Source organism: Tomitella cavernea (assembly GCF_016599145.1).
GTDB classification, from domain to species: Bacteria; Actinomycetota; Actinomycetes; order Mycobacteriales; family Mycobacteriaceae; genus Tomitella; species Tomitella cavernae.
In genome coordinates this window covers 55,102-73,723 of the sequence record NZ_JAENKO010000015.1, presented here as the reverse complement: position 1 = coordinate 73,723, position 18,622 = coordinate 55,102, and the positions used below count along the sequence as shown (strand labels likewise).

Below are 18,622 nucleotides of genomic sequence, written 5' to 3'. Positions count from 1 at the left end.
GCCGTGGCGGTGCCCGGGCGGGTCGACGACGACCGCGGGGCCTGCGAGCGGCCGGACGCGCGCGAGCGCGAGTCCCGGGCGCGCGCACTGCGCCCCGGTTCTCTGCCGCCCGGGCTTCCTGTCGGCCGACGCCTGCCCCGCTCCGCCATCAGTTTGCGCTGCCCTCCGGGCTGAAGCGCGGGAAGGCGCCGGCGCCGGCGTAGCGGCCGGCGTCGCCCAGCGACTCCTCGATGCGCAGCAGCTGGTTGTACTTGGCGACGCGTTCGCTGCGCGCGGGCGCGCCCGTCTTGATCTGCCCGCAGTTCAATGCCACGGCAAGGTCGGCGATCGTGGTGTCCTCGGTCTCGCCGGACCGGTGGCTCATCATCGTGCGGAACCCGCTGCGGTGCGCGAGGTCGACGGCGTCGTTCGTTTCGGTGAGCGTGCCGATCTGGTTGACCTTCACCAGCAGCGCATTGGCGGCACTCTTGTCGATGCCGGTGCGCAGGCGCGCCGGGTTGGTGACGAAGAGGTCGTCGCCCACGATCTGGATCTTGTCGCCGATCGCAGCGGTGAGCTCGGCCCAGCCGTCCCAGTCGTCCTCGCTGAGCGGGTCCTCGATCGACACCAGCGGATACGACCCCAGCAGCTCGCGGTAGAACTCCGTCATCTGCGCCGCGGTCTTGGTAGTGCCCTCGAAGGCATAGCCGGCGTCGGAGTGGAACTCGGTGGCGGCCACGTCGAGCGCCAGCGCCACGTCACGGCCCAGCACCAGCCCCGTGGCGGCGACCGCGTCGGAGATGACGTCGAGCGCCTCGCGCGTGCCGGCGACGTCCGGCGCGAAGCCGCCCTCGTCGCCCAGCCCCGTCGACAGGCCCTTCTTCTTCAGTACGGCCTTGAGCGAGTGGTAGACCTCGGCACCCCAGCGCAGCGACTCCTTGAAGCTGGGCGCGCCGATGGGCGCCACCATGAACTCCTGCACGTCCACGCCCGTGTCCGCGTGCGCGCCGCCGTTGAGGATGTTCATCATCGGCACCGGCAGCACGTGGCCGTTGGGGCCGCCCAGGTATCGGAAAAGCTCGAGGTCGGACGACTCGGCGCCCGCCTTGGCCACGGCCAGCGAGACGCCGAGCAGCGCGTTGGCGCCCAGGCGGGACTTGTCCGGTGTGCCGTCGGCGTCCAGCAATGCCTGGTCCACCAGCCGCTGCTCCTCCGCCGGCAGCCCGATGACCGAGGGGGCGAGCTCGCCCAGCACGCCCTCGACCGCCTGCGTGACGCCCTTGCCGCCGTAGCGGTCGCCGCCGTCGCGCAGTTCCACGGCTTCATGCTCACCGGTGGAGGCGCCCGACGGGACGGCGGCGCGGGCGAAGGTCCCGTCGTCGAGGGCCACCTCGACCTCGACCGTGGGGTTGCCACGGGAGTCCAGGATCTCGCGTGCTCCGACCTGTTCGATGACGGCCACGGGCGTACTCCTCAGTCTGTCGATGTCGTTGGTTATCGATCGGCGCCGTTGGCTATCGATCGTCGATGTGGTGGTTCCGCGCGGGCCCGCGCAACTCGGGTCAGCTTATCTGCCCCGTCCTGCCGCGTCCCGCAGGCACGCGGCAGGACGGGCCGGCGATCGGGGGCCCCGCGCAACCCGGCCATTGCCAGATTAAGGTCCTATCCTTAATGTGTGAGGTGTGACACTGACGAGCGCCACCGCCCGACGCGAGTCCCCCGCCCGCGCCGCGATGATCGACGCCGCCGAGCGCATCGTCGCCGAACGCGGGCTCACGGCCCTCACCCTGCGCGCCGTGCAGGAGGCCGCCGGCCAGTCCAACAAGTCGGCCGCCAACTACCACTTCGGGAGCCGCGACGGCTTGGTCGGCGCCGTGCTGGCCGAACGCATGGACCCCATCGCCGCGCACCGCCGGGCCATGCTCGACACGCTCGACGCCGCCCCTCCGACGGGGCCCGAGGCGCCGCTGCGCGCCCTGGCCGAGGCGTTCGTGGTGCCGCTGGCCCGCCGGGTTCTGCTCGCCCCCGGCTCCGCGTACGCGCGCTTCCTGGCGCAGTCGCTGGTCTCGCCCGAGCTCGCCGGACTCATCGCCGAGCACAGCACGCTGTTCACCGTCGAGGAGACGCGCCGGCGCATGGTCGCGGTGCTCACCGCGCCGGGTGCTCGGCACGGTCTCGACGAGGAGACGGCCTGCTGGCGCACCGCCGGGCTGTTGGGCTATGTGGTGGGCGCCCTCGCCGCCGCGGAGGCCGCCACGGACGGCGCAGGACACTCCCCCGCGTTCCCGTTCCCCCCACGGCCGTTCCCCCCACCGCCGTTCTCCGTCCCGGGCGCCGCGTTGTCGCCCGGCCGTGTCACGGCGCGGCTCGTCGACACGTGCCACGGCCTGCTCACCGCACCGGCCGGGCCGGACGCGCTCGATCTGCATTCCACGGTCCCGCAATCCACATCACCGATCCGAGAGGACCACCCATGACCGCCACCGACGCCCCCGCCGTCCCCACCTCGACCATCTACGGCGACTCCACCACCGATCCGCTGCTCATGTACGGGCCGATCGTGGCCGACCGCCTGCCCGACGGCGCCGAGCCGCAGCCCTACGAGCGCATCACCGTGACGCCCGTCGGCACCACCATCGGCGCCGAGGTGTCGGGTCTGCGCCTCGGCGGCGACCTCGACGCGGCCACGCTGGCCGAGCTGCGCCGTGCCCTGCTCGAGTGGAAGGTGCTGTTCTTCCGCGACCAGCACATCAGCCGCGAGGACCACCGCGCCTTCGCCGAGCTGTGGGGCGAGCTCGAGCAGCACCCCTTCTTCAAGTACACCCAGCCTGGCCAGACGGACGTCGACGTCACCACCCTTGCCAAGGGGATGGCGAGCGCGGGCGTCGAGAACTCCTGGCACAACGACGTGACGTGGAGCGCCACACCGTCCTTCGGCGCGGTCCTGCGTGCGGTGGAGCTGCCCGAGAGCGGCGGTGACACCCTGTGGACCGACACCGCCGCCGCCTACGACACCCTGCCCGCCGCCTTCCGCGAGCACATCGATCACCTCTCGGCGGAGCACGACTGGCTGCACGCGTTCGGCAAGTCGATGCCGTCCGAGGCCGTGGACCTGCTGCGCCCGCACCTGCCGGCGGTGCAGCATCCGCTGGTACGGGTGATCCCCGAGACGGGCCGGCGGGTGCTGTTCGCCTGCCAGGTGTTCACCACCCGCGTGCTCGGTGTCTCGCAGGAGGAGTCGGACGAGATCCTCTCGGTGATCTACCGGCACGTGCAGCGGCCCGAGTTCCAGGTGCGGCTGCGCTGGCGCCCCGACACGGTGGCCATGTGGGACAACCGCACCTGCCAGCACTATGCGGCGAGCGACTACTTCCCGCAGAAGCGTGTGATGGACCGGATCTCGATCGTCGGCGACATTCCGGTGGGCATCGGGGGCTGACGCGTGCGAGGGCGCCCCGCCGGTGGTCCGGCGGGGCGCCCGTGTGTCGTTCCGTGACCGGTGACGGAACGTCACCGGTCACGGGGATCGTCACTGCTCGCTCGAACCGACACTCCCGAACAGGCCGGCCAGCGAACCGAACGGACCGGGTGCGGTCACCTCGAAATCGGTGACCTGGCAGCCGATGGTGAAGTTGTCCACCTTGACATCAGTGGAGTCGTTCTCGCGGGTCTGCTGGACGCCGTAGCCGATCAGCGTCGCATCAGGGTTGCGCGCGATGATGTTCTCCAGCGTGTCCATGTTTCCCGGCCCTCGGTTCAGCTCCGGCAGCGTTTCAGTACCGTCAATACTCCGGGTCACCCAGAACTGATCGCTGCCCGTGGTGTCGGCCTTCTTCCACGACCCGTCGGCCGCAGCCGGGCTCCACACGATCGTCGCGAAACCGCTTTCGAAATGCTTGGCGCCCGACGCCGCATCGGACTCGGCCATCGACTCGTTATAATTCGCTCCTACGATTCGGAGCTGGAGCGCCGGGGCCTGGCCACTCGTGGTGTAATCGAACTGGAAGACCTCGGCCTTGCCCTCGTCATCCAGGAGGTCCGACAAGGGAATCTTGACCTCGTTGTACAGGGAAGTCCCCGGCTTCTCGGCAGAGTCCTCCGGGAAGGTCAAGACACCGTTGCCAAAGTCAGCATCATTGGCGCCCGCCGCCACGATCGCTGCCGGCGTTTCGTCCCGGGGCGTCGCCCAATCGCCCATCGCTTCCGGCGTCACCACGGTGGTGCCGCACTGGTCGCCGCCGACCGAGCCCGTCAGCGACCCGAGGCTGCCGGCACCCGGGAGGGCACCCGCCACGCCCGCGCCTCCGAGTACCAGTACCACTGAAGCGATGCCGGCCGCAGAGGCGCCGGCGAACTTCTTCACGCTCATTTTCACTCCCTTTTGCAGAAAGCCGGTCGGTCAACTTCATCGAAGAAGTGCACCGGCTTGATAATTGACAGTTATCGCGGCTGCACACAGCCTCGATCCGGAACACGTCGAATAGTAGACCACCTCACCGACAAGTCCTCATGCCGTTACGAAAGTTCACAGAATCTCAAAGCGATTTTGTCGTCCGTTCGGAGGACAACAACGAGGCCGAAAAGAAGCGCCCCCAGACTGACTTCGTTCCGCAAAGCGAGCCGGACAATCACGACGCTGCACGGCCGCGAAGCCCGGCCGGCGACCACGCCGGCGGAAGCTCCGAAGCGTGCCCCATCCGAAGAAGCAGACCCGGGCCCGACCCTCGCCGTTGGCGGACGGCTTTGGATCGGGCCCGGAATGCGGGTGCGGACGATCACCCGCGGACGCGGTCGAAGCCGGGGCGCCGCTCGGGCGGGAGCAGCAGCCGGCACAGCCTTTTCCGCGTCGTCACTCCCGGCGGTGTTCCGCCGGAGGATTTCGGCAACAGGGTCACCGTTTTCGCCTGACGGAGGGAGCCGAGAACCCCTACGTACGAACAGCAGCTCCGTGCCACATCCCGGATACCCCGTCCATGCAACACGCGTCGCGAGTCCGCAGCGACCCCCGAAGACCTGCTAAAACGCTAACACTGAAGCACCAGTTCATCCACTTTAGTAAATGTCACAGAGCAAATGTGGACGTTCGATCAATATCGGGCACAGCCGCGAGCCGCCGTGCGATGCCCGCTCAGACCACCGCCACCACATCCATGACCAGCGCCGACCCGTGCCGCAATCCCATGCGCACAAACCGGCGTGACCATCCCGAATAGAACATGTTGTGCAGCTGTTACAACGAAGAACGTGCGTCTAAATGTCAGTCGAACGGTCTAATGCCCCACTGAGGTCAGGGGCGCACGCCCACCGAGTAGGCGTTGGCCCGGAACTGCACTTCACGCGCGTACGCCTCCGACATGTTGTAGGAGGCGAGCGCCGAGGTCCATCCCGTCGCGGTCGACAGATCGCGCCCGAACCCGCACAGGTAGCGCCCTGCGGTGAGCGCCGCATCGTCGAGGTTGTCCGGGTCGGCGATGCCGTCGCCGTTCGCGTCCACCCCCCAGCGCTCCCACGTCTCCGGGATGAATTGCATCGGCCCCATCGCCCGGTCATGAACCGGATCCCCGTCCATGGCCCCGCCGTCGGTGTCGTCGATATTCGCCACCCCGGGGCGACCGTCCAGGGGAACGCCCCGGATGGGCGGATTCACCTGGCCGGCCGCCGACACCGACGCGCCGCCATGCGTCCCGTGCTTGCTCTCCACTGACCCGATCCCCGCGACGGTCGTCCACCCCAGATGGCAGTCGGGGCGCGCCACCGCCATCACCGCCTGCGCATAGCCGTACGCCTCGAGGGCCGTCTGCGAGATGCCCAGCTGGCCGCTCAGACCCGACGCCCAATCCGCCAGCTGATCGGCGCTGCGGCCGGGCGCCTCCACGTCGATGGGCGGCAGCGGCGCACCCGCGCCCGGCGGGTTGAGATCGGGGACGGTCGGGCGCTCGACCAGAGAACAGGACACCACGGCGGCGCCCACGACACCGCTGACCACCAGTGCAGGCATCACCGCGGCGATCACCGTCGAGGCGCGACTGCGCGCACGTCTGGCACCGCCCACCGTCGACCTCCTGATCCGTCCTCACGGCACTGCACTCACCTGCACTGCACTCACCTGCATTGCGCCCACCGCACTGCGCTCCGCCGTGCACCCAGCCCACTGCAGCGTCGCCGGTGCCGTCGGCCAACCCATGCTACGGACCCGGGGCGGCGTGCCGGTCCGCCGCGGGAACGCGTTCGGTGGACTTCTGGTCGGAAATCCGCCGAATAGCGACCAGATGTCCACCCAACGCGGTGGTGTGGCCTGGCGACGACGGATCAGCTCAGCGCGGTACGCCACTCGTCGGCGCTGGGCCGCGCGCGCCGTTCCCCGCCCTCGAGGTCCGTGCCCGCGTCACCGGGCCGGGCCGCCCGCATCGCGCGCTCGGCCGCCCGGATCCGCCGGGCGAACTCCAACGCCTCGGCGCGCAGTCGTTCCTCGGCGCCGCCGTCGGGGCCCACCGTCACCGTGGTGAGCCCGGCCGGGAACGCGTCGGCGGGCACTCCGGCGTCGCGCGCCCTGGCGAGGATCTTCGCGGCGAGCGCCAGCGCCGGCTGGGCCGCGGGGATGCCGTCCATGGCCGACGAGTCCGGCCGCTCCCGCGACTTGGCGCGTTCCCAGTCGTCGACCTGGGTGGCCAGGTCCACGCCGCCGGCCAGCACACCGGCCGAACGCGCCGACACCTTGCGGATGAACGACTCGGCCACGTCGTCGATGGTGAAGTCCGCACCGATGCGGGCGTGGAAAAGCACCTGGAGCAGCACGTCGCCCAGCTCGGCCACCACTTCGTCGCGGTCCCCGGAGGCGATGGCGTCAAGAAGTTCGTAGGTCTCCTCCACGAGGTAGCCGGTGAGGCTGGAGTGCGTCTGCTGCGACTCCCACGCGCCGTCGGTGCACAGCGTGTCCATGAGCGCCACCGCGTCGAGCAGCCGGGCCCCTTCCCGCGGCGCGCCGTCCGGCCCCGTCATGCCGGCGCCGGGGCGGCAGTGGCCAGGCTCGTGGAAAGATCGACCATCCCGGCCGGCTTGCCGTCGAGCGCCAGGAGGAAGTCGACGACGAACTGCAGCAGCTCGGTGTCACGCAACCGGGCCGACCCCAGTCCGCCCGTGCGCGGCAACGGGATCTGCACCGTCGAGGTGGTCGCCCGGTACGCCGCACCCTTGTAAAGCCGCTTGAGCCGGAGCTGCTTGGAATCGGCGAGGGGCATCGGCGAGAGCCGCACCTGGGTGCCGCTGACACCGATGTCCGTGACGCCGTACTGCCGGCACAACAATCGCAGCCGCGCCACCGCGACGAGGCGCTGCACCTCCTCCGGCACGGGGCCGTAGCGGTCGACCAACTCGTCGACCACCGCGGCGACCCCGGCCTCGTCGGCGGCCGCTGCGATCTTGCGGTAGGCCTCAAGGCGCAGGCGGTCGCCGTCGATGTAGTCGGGCGGGATGTGCGCGTCCACCGGCAGGTCCACGTGCACCTCCTTGGTCTCCTCCGCGGCGGCCACGGGGGCGCCGTCGGCCACCGCCCGGTAGGCCTCTACGGCCTCCCCCACCAGCCGCACATACAGGTCGAAGCCGACCCCCGCGACGTGCCCGGACTGCTCCGCGCCCAGCACATTTCCGGCGCCGCGCAGCTCGAGGTCCTTCATGGCCACCGCCATGCCCGCGCCCAATTCGTTGTTGCGGGCGATAGTGGTGAGCCTGTCATAGGCGGTCTCCGTCAGCGGCTTCTCCGGCGGATACAGGAAGTAGGCGTAGCCCCGTTCGCGCCCGCGGCCCACGCGCCCGCGCAACTGGTGCAGCTGCGCCAGGCCCAGCGCGTCGGCCCGCTCCACGATCAGGGTGTTCGCGTTGGAGATGTCCAGGCCCGTCTCGATGATCGTCGTGCACACCAGCACGTCGAACTCACGGTTCCAGAACCCCTGCACCGTCTGCTCGAGCACCTCTTCGTTCATCTGGCCGTGCGCGGTCACCACGCGCGCCTCCGGCACCAGCTCTCGCAGCCGCGCCGCCGCCTTGTCTATGGAGCTGACCCGGTTGTGCACGTAGAACACCTGGCCGTCGCGCAGCAGCTCGCGCCGGATCGCGGCCGCCACCTGCTTGTCCGCATACGCGCCCACATAGGTGAGGATGGGGTGACGCTCCTCGGGCGGGGTGAGGATGGTCGACATTTCGCGGATACCGGCCAGGCTCATCTCCAGGGTGCGCGGGATGGGCGTGGCGGACATGGTGAGCACGTCCACGTGGCTGCGCAGCGCCTTGATGTGCTCCTTGTGCTCCACGCCGAAGCGCTGCTCCTCGTCGACGATGACCAGGCCCAGGTCCTTCCACCGCACGCCCGTCTGCAGCAACCGGTGCGTGCCGATGACCACGTCGACCTCCCCGGCGGCCATCTGCTCGACGGTGGCCCGCGACTCGGCCGGATCGGTGAAGCGCGAGAGTCCCTTGATGGTGACCGGGAAGCCTGCCATGCGGTCTTCGAACGTCTGCTGGTGCTGCTGCGCCAGCAGAGTCGTCGGCACAAGTACCGCCACCTGCTTGCCGTCCTGCACCGCCTTGAACGCCGCGCGCACAGCGATCTCCGTCTTGCCGTAGCCCACGTCGCCGCAGATGACGCGGTCCATCGGCACGGCCTTCTCCATGTCGGACTTGACCTCGTCGATGGCGGTGAGCTGGTCTCCGGTCTCGGTGAAGGCGAACGTGTCCTCCATCTCACGCTGCCAGGGGCTGTCCGGCGCGAACCGGTGCCCGGGCGCCGCCTGACGCTTGGCGTAGAGCTGCACCAGTTCACCGGCGATCTCCCGGACCGCCTTGCGCGCCTTGCGCTTGGTGTTCTTCCAGTCCGACCCGCCGAGCTTGCTCAGCGACGGCAGCTCGCCGCCCACGTAGCGCGAGAGCTGGTCGAGCGATTCCATGGGGACGAACAGCTTGTCGCCCGGCTGGCCGCGTTTTCCCGCATACTCGAGCACGAGGTATTCGCGGCGGGCCCCGGAGACCGTGCGCGAAGTCATCTCCACGAACCGGCCGATGCCGTGCTGGTCGTGCACCACCAGGTCGCCCGCGGCCAGCGCCAGCGGATCCACCTGATTGCGCCGTTTGGGCGGCATCCGCTTGCCGTCGCCGACCGCGGCGACCCGGTTGCCGGTGAGGTCGGCCTCGGTGATGAGCACCAGCTCTGCGTCGGGCAGCACCAACCCGTCCTGCATGGCACCGCGGAGCACCGCGACGCGCCCCGGATCCACATCCTCGGGCGTGCCCGCACGCACCGCGGGGACCTCGGCGTCCGCGAGCCGCTGCAGCAGGCGGGTGACGGTACCCGCGCCGCCGACGATCAAGGCCGCCCGGCCGCCGCCGGTGACGTGCGCCCGCAGCGTCGCGAAAACGGTCGCGATCTGCTCCTCCGACCCCCGCGCCGTGGGTGATGCGGACAGCTCCGGCACGTACTCGCCGTCGTCGCCCGACGCGAGCGGGCTCACCGTCCACCACGGGACGCCCGCTTCCACGGCCGCCTCGCGCACCTGCCGCAGCGAGCGGTAGGCGGTGTCGCCGAGATCCAGCCGAGAAGTGTCCAACGGCGCGTCACCCCCCACCGAGGCCGCGCTCCACGACGCCTCCAGAAACTCCTTTCCGGTCTTGACCAGGTCCGTCGCCCGGGTGCGCACCCGCTCCGGATCGGCGATCAGCACGTGGGCGCCGGCGGGAAGCACGTCGGTGAGCAGCGCGGTGCCGCCCGGCACCAGCGCGGGTATAAGGGCCTCCATGCCCTCGGCGGGGATCCCCTGGGCCAGCGATTCGAGCAGTTCGACCAGCGCCGCATCCTCGGGATGCCCGGCGGCGAGCGCCGCGGCACGCTCGCGCACGTCCCCGGTGAGCAGCAGCTCACGGCAGGGCGGCGCGATGAGCACCGGCACCTCCACCTCCGCGATGGAACGCTGGTCCGCCACCGAGAACGGGCGCAGCTCGGAGACCTCGTCGCCCCAGAACTCGACGCGTACCGCGTGGTCGGAGGTGGGCGGAAATATGTCGAGGATGCCGCCGCGCACCGCGAACTCGCCCCGCTTTCCCACCATGTCCACGCGGGTGTAGGCCAGCTCGACCAGGCGCGTGACGAGCCTCTCCAGGTCGTGTTCCTCCTCCTCGCGCACGATCACCGGGTCGATCTCGCCGAGCCCCGGGGCCATCGGCTGCACCAGCGAGCGCACCGTGGCGACGATGACCTGCAACGGCGGCCCGTAGACGGCGTCCTCGGGGCGTGCCAGCCGGCGCAGCACCGACAGACGGCGGCCCACGGTGTCCGCGCCCGGGGACAGCCGCTCGTGCGGCAGCGTCTCCCACGACGGGAACTGGGCGACCGCGTCGCCGAGGATCTCCTGCAGCTCGCGGGTGCGGTCGTCCGCCTCCCTGCCACTCGCCGTCACGAGCAGCACCGGTGCGCGCCGGCCCAGGGCGGCCGCGAGCAGAGAGCGCGCCGCGGACGGGGCGACGACGGCAAGTTCCGGCCGCCCCGCCATGTCCGCGAACTCGCGCAGCGCATGGTCGGACAGGGCGACATCCGCGAGCGCGGCCATCGGGGTGGCGGGGGTCGACGACGGGGCGATGGTGGACAACGAGAAGGCTCCTCGCGGGCCGCCCGGGCCGCCTGCGGCGGGGACTCGGGCTGCCCGATTCGTAAATGTGCGGCACGGCGTCGGACCGGCCGGCTCGATACGGCCGGGATCGGCGTGGTCGTCTGGGGGCGGGTCGATGATGCGGCGGCGATGTCATGTCTGCCATACGGCAGGACTCTCATGGTGCGGAACGCGGCCGCAGCCGATTCTAATCCCCGGCGGCCGCGCGCCCTCCGTCACTCTGTCCGCGTGCGCTGCCCGCCGCTTGCCCGGCGGCCGCCGACCAAGCAACCAGCGCACGTTCTCACCGCCGATCGTGCAATTTCCACTTGGTCGACGGGAGCTGCGCCCGGCCGACCGTGATCAGTCGCGTTCCTCAGCCGGGGCGAGCCCTGCGCCGCGCGCGCCGAACTCGAGGGTGCGCGGATCCAGGGTGGGCTCGGCGGACAGGTGCGCCAGCCCGTTCCAGCACAGGTTCACCAAGTGTGTGGCCATGACCTCCTTGGAGGGACGGCGCACATCCAGCCACCAGGTGGCCGACGACGACACGACGCCCACCAGCGCCTGCGCGTAGAGCGCCGCCAGGTCGGGGTCCAGGGACCGGCGCGCGAAGTCGGCCGCCAGCAGGTACTCGACCTGCCCGATAGCCTCGTTGAGCAGGCTCGAATACGTGCCGTCCGCCGCGGCCACCGGAGAATCGCGCACCAGGATGCGAAACCCCTCGGAATGCTCCTCGACGTAGGTGAGCAGGGCCAGCGTCACCCGCTCCAGCCGCAGCCGGGAGCTGTGCGGGGCCAGGTTCCTGTGCGTGGACAGCGATGCGGTGATGGCCTTGTGCAGCGTGGCCATCTCGCGGTCCACCACCACCGCGTACAGCCCTTCCTTGCCGCCGAAGTGCTCGTACACGACGGGCTTGGAGACGTGGGCTCGCTGCGCGATCTCCTCGATGGCGGTGGCCTCGTAGCCGCGCTCGGAGAACAGCGACCTGCCGATGGCGATGAGCTGCTCCCGGCGCTCGGTGCCGGACATCCGCTTGCGGGGCCGTGGCCCGTCTTTTTGCGCGGTGTCCTGCCCGGCCGCTTCCCCCATGGTTTCCCACCCTTCGCCGCGGGCGCACGGAGAGGGCCGTCATCACTGCACTGACCGGCACCGGCCGGGTACGTCCGTCAACTCCGCCGCCAGGACTCGAACCTGAACACTGCGCACACTAGTCGATGCGCCCCCGCGAGCCGACGCGCCTAGATACAGCCTTTTATGAATTCACTGTTTCATGTACTCTCTGCGGGTGGAACCGATCACGCGTAGCGACGCTCTCGCCCGCTTCGGGTATGCGCTGTCCGATGCCACGCGGACGCAGATCCTGTTGTCGTTGCGGAACGGCCCGGGCTATCCGTCCGAGTTGGCGGAGCAGTTCGGCGTTTCGCGGCAGACGCTGTCCAATCACCTCTCGTGCCTGCGCGGCTGCGGACTCGTCGTCGCCGTTCCGGAAGGCCGGAGAAGCCGATACGAGCTCGCGGATCCGCGCATCGGGCACGCACTGGGCGACCTGCTCGGCCTCGTCGTGGTGGTCGACCCGGCCTGCTGCCCGGCGGCCGAGACCGACGGGTGCTGCTGATGACATCGATGACCGATGGCGCCCGTAGGGCGTATCGACACGAGATGGCGGCAGCGAAAGCCGCGACGGGTGGTGATGACCGGTGGCGGCACCTCGAGCGTGCCCACATCGTTTCCCAACCCGATCCGTGGCTGCACACCTGCAACCATGCGGCGATGCTCGCCCTGGCCCTACGACAACGTGATCGAGGCGAAGCGCTGGGCCAGGCGCTGCGCATCCTCGTCGCCGCGCCGGGTTCGATGACGGGCCGCTACCCGGAGGGCAATACAGGCAGAGTGAGCGCGGGGTTGAAGACTCCGATGCGCACCCCTACCGATCTTGCCGTTGCGCTCGCGGAGTGAGACCGGTCGGTGCGCGGGCCTAGGGTGAACCACGCCGGTCCACCGCCGGCACGGGAGATGCTGGGGCTACGCCTGCGCGGGCGCGAAAGGGGGGCCCGGATCCGTCCCGGATAGGACGACTCCGATGCTGTGGCGGAATCGCGTCCAACCTGGGATCCGGGCCCCGCGCGTTGCACCGTGGACACGGGGAAGGACGGCCGGCGCCGTCGCAAGACGAGGCCGGCAGAGACACCGGGCCCTCAAGTAAGGCACGCGAGGACACGGAGGAGTTCGCCACTTCCTCGCACGGCCGGTACGCGCCTCCGTCGCGCGCGTCCTGCCGCACCCGCGAGTGGGCGCAGCCCTTCGACGATGGGAACACCGTCCAGCGCAAGGTCTTCACCTGGCGCGCGAATGGCCTTCTGGTCGACTTCGTCATCCTCACCGAAGTCCTCACCGCCTCGGCCTGGCAAGAGGTCGAGCGCATCGACTGCTGCCACGGCCACTGCCATCTGCACGACGAGAGCGGCCGTGACACACCGCGGGCCCTCTACCGTCTCGATGACGTGAGTGATGTGGATCCCGCATTTCAGTCGGCTATCGGCATCAGTGACCAACGGATGCGTATTGTTCGAGGTGAGGGAGGATGAGTCGTGTGAACGCACCGGACCGATTCCGCAGCGATCTGGACTACAGCCTCGCCTTCGGCGAGCTCGCGGAGGTCGAGCTTCCCGTCGTCGGCCACGAGGGGCCGCATCCGGTCGTGGCCGCGCTCGAGGAGGAGCTGTTGTCGACGGTGCTCGGTCGCCTGCGTTCGGTCGGCGGCTTCGCCAACCTGTTCGTGCGCTCGGCCGCCGGCGTGCGCATGGTCGCCGTGGTCGACGCCGCCTGTGCGATCCCGCCTGCCGGCGACGACCTCACCGCCCCCGAAGACAGTCCGGGCGCCGACGCCACCATCGGAATGTTCCTCGACTACGTCGAACACCACCCGGGCGGTGTCACCATCTCTGCGACTGCGGTCGGTCGCGGCGCAGTCGCTCGCGGCGCGCATAGAATCGAATTCGCCGGCCGGTAGCGTCGACGACCGAAGCTTCCTCCACCGGTCGGGCCGCCCTACATGCGAGACGCTCCTCCCTGCCCCCGGATGACCAGTGGTCCGAACCGGCACGGGTTTCGACGAGCGGGCGCGGCCCGTGCGGTCGACGGCGCCGTGCGGGACCAGAGTGGGACAAGCGGGGGCGAGCGGACCGGCTCATGATTGCCTTTATGCAGGTCACAGGCTATTTTGCTCCGCCGCCAGGACTCGAACCTGAACTATCTGAACCAAAATCAGAGGTGCTGCCATTACACCACGGCGGAATGCGCCGCGGCACGGAGCGGAATCGCTCCCGCGCTGCGCCGCGCGCGGCTCACAGCCTAGATGGTGTCATGCCGCGGCCACCGAAGTGAAGCCGCCTCGGGGCGCCGAAGCCGCGCGCACCGGAACGGTGCGGGGTCAACATGTGCGACCATCTCCAACAGGGCCCGTCCGGGCTCCCGGACGAGCGGGGCCGTACCCGGTGCGCGACAAGACGGCCTCACAGGAGCGAATGATGCACTGGCTCGTACTGATCATCTCCGGCCTGTTCGAGGCCGTCTGGGCGACAGCGCTGGGCAAGTCCGAGGGATTCACCCGCCTGTGGCCCTCGCTGACGTTCGCGGCCGCCGTCGCGGTGAGCATGGGCGGCCTGGCGTACGCCATGCGGGAACTGCCCACCGGCACGTCCTACGCGATCTGGGTGGCCATCGGCGCGTGCGCCACCGTCGTCTACGCCATGGCGACGGGCGATGAGTCCGCATCGCTGGTCAAGGTACTGCTACTGGCGGGCATCATCGGTTGCGTGATCGGCCTCAAGCTGGTCGCCTGAGCCGCCGGTTCGCACGCCGGCCTCCGCTTTCACCGGCGGGCTTGCGTGCCGACCCCGGGCCTGCGATCTTCTCCGTGTTCCGTAAGATCGTCGCTGTCTCGGTGCGCCCGCCGCCGCATCAGCCCGCTAGACGCAAGGGAGCTTCATGCCTGAGCAGGCATCATCACCTGATGACGCGCTCGCCGTGATCGTCCTCGCCGCCGGGGCCGGCACTCGGATGCGTTCGGCCACCCCCAAGGTCCTGCACACGCTCGCAGGCCGTTCGATGCTCGCGCACGCGCTCCACGCCGCCGCCGGAGCGGCCCCCGCGCACCTGGTCACCGTGCTCGGCCACCAGGCCGACGCGGTCTCCGCCGAGGCACAACGCGTGGGTGCGCGGCTCGGCGCCCCGGTGACCGGCGTCGTCCAACCCAGCCAGGACGGCACCGGCCACGCCGTCGCCCACGGGCTCGAGGGGCTGCCCGCGGACTTCGCCGGGACGGTCGTCGTCACGGCCGGAGACGTGCCGATGCTCGACGCCGCGACCCTCCGCGCGCTCATCGCCGAGCATCACGCCACGAGCGCCGCGGTGTCCCTGCTCACCGCCACGCTCGCCGATCCCACGGGATATGGCCGGATCGTCCGCGACGCCGACGGAGCGGTGGTCGGCATCGTCGAGCAGTCCGATGCCGACGAGGGCCAGCGCGCCATCCGCGAGGTCAACTCCGGCGTGTACGCGTTCGACGCGCTGTTCCTGCGCGGCGCGCTGGGCCGGCTCGATTCCGACAACGCGCAGGGCGAGATCTACCTCACCGACACGGTGTCCGCGGCCCGCGCCGCCGGCCGCGGTGTGGGCGCCACCCACGTCGACGATGCCCACCTGGTCGCGGGGGTCAACGATCGCGTCCAGTTGTCCGCGCTCAGCGCCGAGCTCAACCGGCGCATCGTCGAGGAGTGGATGCGGGCCGGGGTCACCGTGGTCGATCCCGCCACCACGCGCATCGACGTCGGGGTGCGCCTGGCACCCGACGTCACGGTGCATCCCGGCGTGCAACTGCACGGCGCCACCGTCGTCGACGAGGGTGCCACGGTGGGCCCCGATACCACATTGACCGACGTCGAGGTGGGCGCCGGCGCGATGGTGATCCGCACGCACGGCACCGGCGCACGGATCGCCCCCGGCGCCTCCGTCGGTCCGTTCGCCTACCTGCGTCCCGGCACGGTCCTCGGCGCGGGCGGCAAGATCGGCGCCTTCTGCGAGACCAAGAACGCCGACATCGGCGCGGCCTCCAAGGTGCCGCACCTGACCTACGTGGGCGACGCCTCGATCGGCGAGCACACCAATATCGGCGCGTCCTGCGTGTTCGTCAACTACGACGGTCTCGAGAAACACCACACGACGGTCGGCTCGTACGTGCGCGCAGGGTCGGACACGATGTTCGTCGCGCCCCTGACGATCGGCGACGGCGCCTACACGGCCGCCGGCACCGTCGTACGCAAAAACGTCCCCCCGGGGGCCCTGGCCATGACGGTCGGGGCGCAGCGCAACCTCGAGGGTTGGGTCGAGCGGAGGTGGCCGCAGACTGCGTCGGCCGACGCCGCGCGGCTTGCGCAGAAACAACAGGACGATCACGAGGACGGCGGAGACCAGTGAGCGCACTTTCGGCGGACAACCACAAGAACCTGATGCTCTTCGGTGGCCGCGCCCATCCGGAGCTGGCGGAGCGCGTGGCCAAGGAACTGGGTGTGGAACTCACCCCGCAGACGGCCCGCGAGTTCGCCAACGGCGAGATCTTCGTGCGCTTCGAGGAGTCGGTGCGCGGCAGCGACGCCTTCGTGCTGCAGAGCAACCCGTATCCGCTGAACCAGTGGATCATGGAGCAGCTCATCATGATCGACGCGCTCAAGCGCGGCTCGGCCAAGCGGATCACCGCGATCCTGCCGTTCTACCCCTACGCCCGTCAGGACAAGAAGCACCGCGGCCGCGAGCCGATCTCCGCCCGCCTCGTCGCCGACCTGCTCAAGACCGCGGGCGCCGACCGCATCATCACCGTCGACCTGCACACCGACCAGATCCAGGGCTTCTTCGACGGCCCGGTGGACCACATGCACGCGCAAGGCCAGCTGGGCGACTACGTGCGCGAGCGCTACGGCACCGACAACATGACCGTCGTCTCCCCTGATTCCGGTCGCGTGCGCGTAGCGGAGAAGTGGGCCGACTCGTTCGACGGCGCCCCGCTGGCGTTCATCCACAAGACCCGTGACCCGCTGGTGCCCAACCAGGTCAAGTCCAACCGTGTCGTGGGCGACGTCGAGGGCCGCACCTGCGTGCTCATCGACGACATGATCGACACCGGCGGGACCATCGCCGGCGCCGTCCGGGTGCTCAAGGAGGCCGGCGCGGGCGACGTAATCATCGCCGCGACGCACGGCGTGCTCTCCGACCCGGCCGCCGAGCGCCTGGCGAACTGCGGCGCGCGGGAGGTCATCGTCACCGACACGCTGCCGATCAACGGGGACAAGCAGTTCGACAACCTCACCGTGCTGTCCATCGCACCGCTGCTGGCCCGCACCATCCGCGAGGTCTTCGACAACGGCTCGGTGACCTCGTTGTTCAACGGCATCGCCTGAGTCCGGGCCGACGCCGCGAGCTCGCGCACATGCCACCGGACGAAGCCCCCGCCACCGACAACGATGCCTGCGGCGGGGGCTTCGCGGGCATCCCGTTCGCCGCCCTGGACTTCTACGAGGACCTCGAGGCCGACAACTCCAGGGTGTGGTGGCAGGCGCACAAGGACTTCTACCGCGACACCGTGCGGGCATCCATGGAGACGCTAGCCGCCGCGCTGGAGGACGAGTTCGGCGCCGCCAAGGTGTTCCGCCCGTACCGGGACGTGCGGTTCAGCAAGGACAAGACGCCCTACAAGACGCACCAGGGCCTGTTCGTGGCCACCGCTCCGGGCACAGGTTACTACGCGCAGATCGACGCCGCCGGGCTGTCGACGGCGGGCGGGTCGTACGCGCTGGCGCCGGAGCAGCTCGCGCGGCTGCGCGCTGCGATCGACGACGACGTGCGGGGCGCCGAGCTGGAGAGCATCGTCGACGCCCTCACGCACGATGGTTTCACGATCGGCGGCGACCGCCTCAAGACGCACCCGCGCGGCTATCCCGCCGGCCATCGGCGGATCCGGTTGCTGCGTCACCGTTCCCTCACCGCGCGGTTCGACCATGGCTGCCCCGAGTGGGTGCAGACCCCCGCCGCGCTCGATCGTGTCCGCGCATCCTGGCGCGCCGCCAGCCCGCTGGTCGAGTGGCTGACGCAGGTCGTGGGCTGAACCGTCAAACTCGGACGGACGTACGACTCTTGGCGGCACGCCCGGCCCATGTGACTTCGGCAACGCCGGGGCGGTCCCGGTGTCGACAGCGATGGAACCGTCACCTAATGTTGCCGCTCGTGACTCTCGCTCAGGATCTCCCCACGCACTGTTCCACCGCATCCGGCTCCTCAGCACTTTCCACCCCTGCGCGGCACTGGTCCCCCGGCCTGTGCGTGTGGTGCGGCGGTGAGGATTCCATCGAGGTCTACAAGAACGAACACCGTTGCGCCACTTGCCGTCAGCACGAGGACGTCGTCACAGAGGCGCGCGATTTCCTGGGCATGTACGGCCTGCGCCCACTGGGCGGATCCCTCGATTCCGAGGACGAGGAGGAGCGCGAGCACCGCGTCGCCGCGCGCGACGCCCGCGCCGCGCTCAACGCACGGCGCCTGGCCGAGCCGCCGAGTCGTGAGCAGATCCGCAAGGCCATGACGGGCACGCGCAGCAGCGCCGTCGAGCGCGTCGAGTCGATCGACGTCGACGCCGGGAGCACCACGGCGCAGCCGCAGGGCGCGCGGAAGCCGGCGCCGAGCCGCGCCCCGCGCAAGTCCGAGTCCGGAACCGGCGCGAGCCGCGTGCGGTCCACCCGCAAGGCGTCGTCGCCGGCGACGGACGTCGATCTGCAGACGCTCGAATCCCGTGTGACCACGCTGCTCGACAAGCTCGGCGCCATCGACGCGCAGATCACCGAGAAGTCCGCCTCGGGAGGCCTCGCCGCCCGCGCGCGGATCAAGGACCTCGAGCGCCAGCGCACCACCGTCCTGCACACCCTCGCCGCCCTGGAGAAGGCGCGCCGTCTGCAGACGGGATAGCA

Annotated in this window: 16 protein-coding genes, 1 tRNA gene and 1 riboswitch; of the genes, 10 read left to right on the top strand and 7 right to left on the bottom strand. The window is 70.2% G+C overall.

Features of this window, described 5'->3' with window-relative positions; translation table 11 throughout:
* Window positions 1-148: 148 nt before the first annotated feature.
* Window positions 149-1,441 (bottom strand): phosphopyruvate hydratase, encoded by a 1,293-nt coding sequence (gene eno / locus JJ683_RS07610; RefSeq protein WP_200172716.1) that lies wholly within the window; start codon window positions 1,439-1,441, stop codon window positions 149-151.
* A gap of 220 nt (window positions 1,442-1,661) precedes the next feature.
* Here eno and JJ683_RS07605 point away from each other — a divergent pair, with 220 nt between their 5' ends.
* Window positions 1,662-2,456, top strand: a complete 795-nt coding sequence (locus JJ683_RS07605) for a TetR/AcrR family transcriptional regulator (RefSeq protein WP_307810753.1) — start codon at window positions 1,662-1,664, stop codon at window positions 2,454-2,456.
* The gene (locus tag JJ683_RS07600) at window positions 2,453-3,418 is read left to right on the top strand and encodes a TauD/TfdA dioxygenase family protein (protein ID WP_200172714.1); all 966 of its coding nucleotides are present in this window, start codon (window positions 2,453-2,455) and stop codon (window positions 3,416-3,418) included. The genes JJ683_RS07605 and JJ683_RS07600 overlap by 4 nt, the downstream gene beginning before the upstream one ends.
* 90 nt (window positions 3,419-3,508) lie before the next feature.
* On the opposite strand, the gene JJ683_RS07595 is transcribed toward JJ683_RS07600, so the two are convergent.
* The 5 genes from JJ683_RS07595 to JJ683_RS07575 form a co-directional block, all read right to left on the bottom strand.
* Window positions 3,509-4,348, bottom strand: a complete 840-nt coding sequence (locus JJ683_RS07595) for a hypothetical protein (RefSeq protein WP_200172712.1) — start codon at window positions 4,346-4,348, stop codon at window positions 3,509-3,511.
* A gap of 918 nt (window positions 4,349-5,266) precedes the next feature.
* A complete protein-coding gene (locus tag JJ683_RS07590) occupies window positions 5,267-5,977 on the bottom strand; it encodes a lytic transglycosylase domain-containing protein (protein ID WP_200172739.1) in 711 nt (236 codons plus the stop codon).
* Between the two features lie 311 nt (window positions 5,978-6,288).
* A complete protein-coding gene (locus JJ683_RS07585; RefSeq protein WP_200172710.1) occupies window positions 6,289-6,978 on the bottom strand; it encodes a MazG nucleotide pyrophosphohydrolase domain-containing protein in 690 nt (229 codons plus the stop codon).
* Entirely contained in the window at window positions 6,975-10,571 is a 3,597-nt protein-coding gene (gene mfd / locus JJ683_RS07580) for a transcription-repair coupling factor (RefSeq protein WP_200172737.1), read from the bottom strand. Before mfd ends, JJ683_RS07585 begins: the two co-directional genes overlap by 4 nt.
* Before the next feature lie 402 nt (window positions 10,572-10,973).
* Complete coding sequence (locus tag JJ683_RS07575) at window positions 10,974-11,699, bottom strand: TetR/AcrR family transcriptional regulator (protein ID WP_242474489.1); 726 nt, start codon at window positions 11,697-11,699, stop codon at window positions 10,974-10,976.
* A gap of 181 nt (window positions 11,700-11,880) precedes the next feature.
* On the opposite strand from JJ683_RS07575, the gene JJ683_RS07570 reads away from it, so the two are divergent.
* From JJ683_RS07570 to JJ683_RS07560, 3 genes are all read left to right on the top strand, one after another.
* Window positions 11,881-12,225 carry an ArsR/SmtB family transcription factor gene (locus JJ683_RS07570; RefSeq protein ID WP_200172709.1) on the top strand — a complete coding sequence of 115 codons (345 nt, stop codon included), beginning with the start codon at window positions 11,881-11,883 and terminating at the stop codon, window positions 12,223-12,225.
* The gene (locus JJ683_RS07565; protein WP_200172708.1) at window positions 12,225-12,566 is read left to right on the top strand and encodes a DUF3703 domain-containing protein; all 342 of its coding nucleotides are present in this window, start codon (window positions 12,225-12,227) and stop codon (window positions 12,564-12,566) included. Before JJ683_RS07570 ends, JJ683_RS07565 begins: the two co-directional genes overlap by 1 nt.
* Window positions 12,567-13,200: 634 nt before the next feature.
* Window positions 13,201-13,620: a hypothetical protein gene (locus tag JJ683_RS07560; protein ID WP_200172707.1), complete on the top strand. Its 420-nt coding sequence runs from the start codon at window positions 13,201-13,203 to the stop codon at window positions 13,618-13,620.
* A 213-nt stretch (window positions 13,621-13,833) separates the two neighbouring features.
* Here the strand turns inward: JJ683_RS07560 and JJ683_RS07555 are convergent.
* A tRNA-Gln gene (locus JJ683_RS07555) sits at window positions 13,834-13,904 on the bottom strand.
* Between the two features lie 158 nt (window positions 13,905-14,062).
* Window positions 14,063-14,126, top strand: a riboswitch (guanidine-III (ykkC-III) riboswitch).
* An 11-nt stretch (window positions 14,127-14,137) separates the two neighbouring features.
* Between JJ683_RS07555 and JJ683_RS07550 the strand changes: the two genes are divergently transcribed.
* The 5 genes from JJ683_RS07550 (at window position 14,138) to JJ683_RS07530 (ending at window position 18,620) form a co-directional block, all read left to right on the top strand.
* Window positions 14,138-14,452 carry a DMT family transporter gene (locus JJ683_RS07550; RefSeq protein WP_200172733.1) on the top strand — a complete coding sequence of 105 codons (315 nt, stop codon included), beginning with the start codon at window positions 14,138-14,140 and terminating at the stop codon, window positions 14,450-14,452.
* 145 nt (window positions 14,453-14,597) lie between these two features.
* Window positions 14,598-16,085, top strand: coding sequence for a bifunctional UDP-N-acetylglucosamine diphosphorylase/glucosamine-1-phosphate N-acetyltransferase GlmU (gene glmU, locus JJ683_RS07545; protein ID WP_200172706.1), 1,488 nt, complete (start codon window positions 14,598-14,600; stop codon window positions 16,083-16,085).
* On the top strand, window positions 16,082-17,062 hold the full coding sequence (locus JJ683_RS07540) for a ribose-phosphate diphosphokinase (RefSeq protein WP_200172705.1): 981 nt from the start codon (window positions 16,082-16,084) through the stop codon (window positions 17,060-17,062). Before glmU ends, JJ683_RS07540 begins: the two co-directional genes overlap by 4 nt.
* Before the next feature lie 29 nt (window positions 17,063-17,091).
* Window positions 17,092-17,766 (top strand): DUF2461 domain-containing protein, encoded by a 675-nt coding sequence (locus tag JJ683_RS07535; RefSeq protein ID WP_200172703.1) that lies wholly within the window; start codon window positions 17,092-17,094, stop codon window positions 17,764-17,766.
* 119 nt (window positions 17,767-17,885) lie between these two features.
* Entirely contained in the window at window positions 17,886-18,620 is a 735-nt protein-coding gene (locus JJ683_RS07530; RefSeq protein ID WP_307810751.1) for a hypothetical protein, read from the top strand.
* Window positions 18,621-18,622 lie beyond the last annotated feature (2 nt).

Coding starts and splice junctions, on each gene's coding strand:
- JJ683_RS07575 (WP_242474489.1), bottom strand. CDS start 11,699: ATGGGGGAAGCGGCCGGGCAGGACACCGCGCAAAAAGACGGGCCACGG.
- JJ683_RS07585 (WP_200172710.1), bottom strand. CDS start 6,978: ATGACGGGGCCGGACGGCGCGCCGCGGGAAGGGGCCCGGCTGCTCGAC.
- glmU (WP_200172706.1), top strand. CDS start 14,598: ATGCCTGAGCAGGCATCATCACCTGATGACGCGCTCGCCGTGATCGTC.
- JJ683_RS07570 (WP_200172709.1), top strand. CDS start 11,881: ATGTACTCTCTGCGGGTGGAACCGATCACGCGTAGCGACGCTCTCGCC.
- JJ683_RS07600 (WP_200172714.1), top strand. CDS start 2,453: ATGACCGCCACCGACGCCCCCGCCGTCCCCACCTCGACCATCTACGGC.
- JJ683_RS07565 (WP_200172708.1), top strand. CDS start 12,225: ATGACATCGATGACCGATGGCGCCCGTAGGGCGTATCGACACGAGATG.
- mfd (WP_200172737.1), bottom strand. CDS start 10,571: ATGGCCGCGCTCGCGGATGTCGCCCTGTCCGACCATGCGCTGCGCGAG.
- JJ683_RS07550 (WP_200172733.1), top strand. CDS start 14,138: ATGCACTGGCTCGTACTGATCATCTCCGGCCTGTTCGAGGCCGTCTGG.
- JJ683_RS07535 (WP_200172703.1), top strand. CDS start 17,092: ATGCCACCGGACGAAGCCCCCGCCACCGACAACGATGCCTGCGGCGGG.
- JJ683_RS07595 (WP_200172712.1), bottom strand. CDS start 4,348: ATGAGCGTGAAGAAGTTCGCCGGCGCCTCTGCGGCCGGCATCGCTTCA.
- JJ683_RS07590 (WP_200172739.1), bottom strand. CDS start 5,977: ATGCCTGCACTGGTGGTCAGCGGTGTCGTGGGCGCCGCCGTGGTGTCC.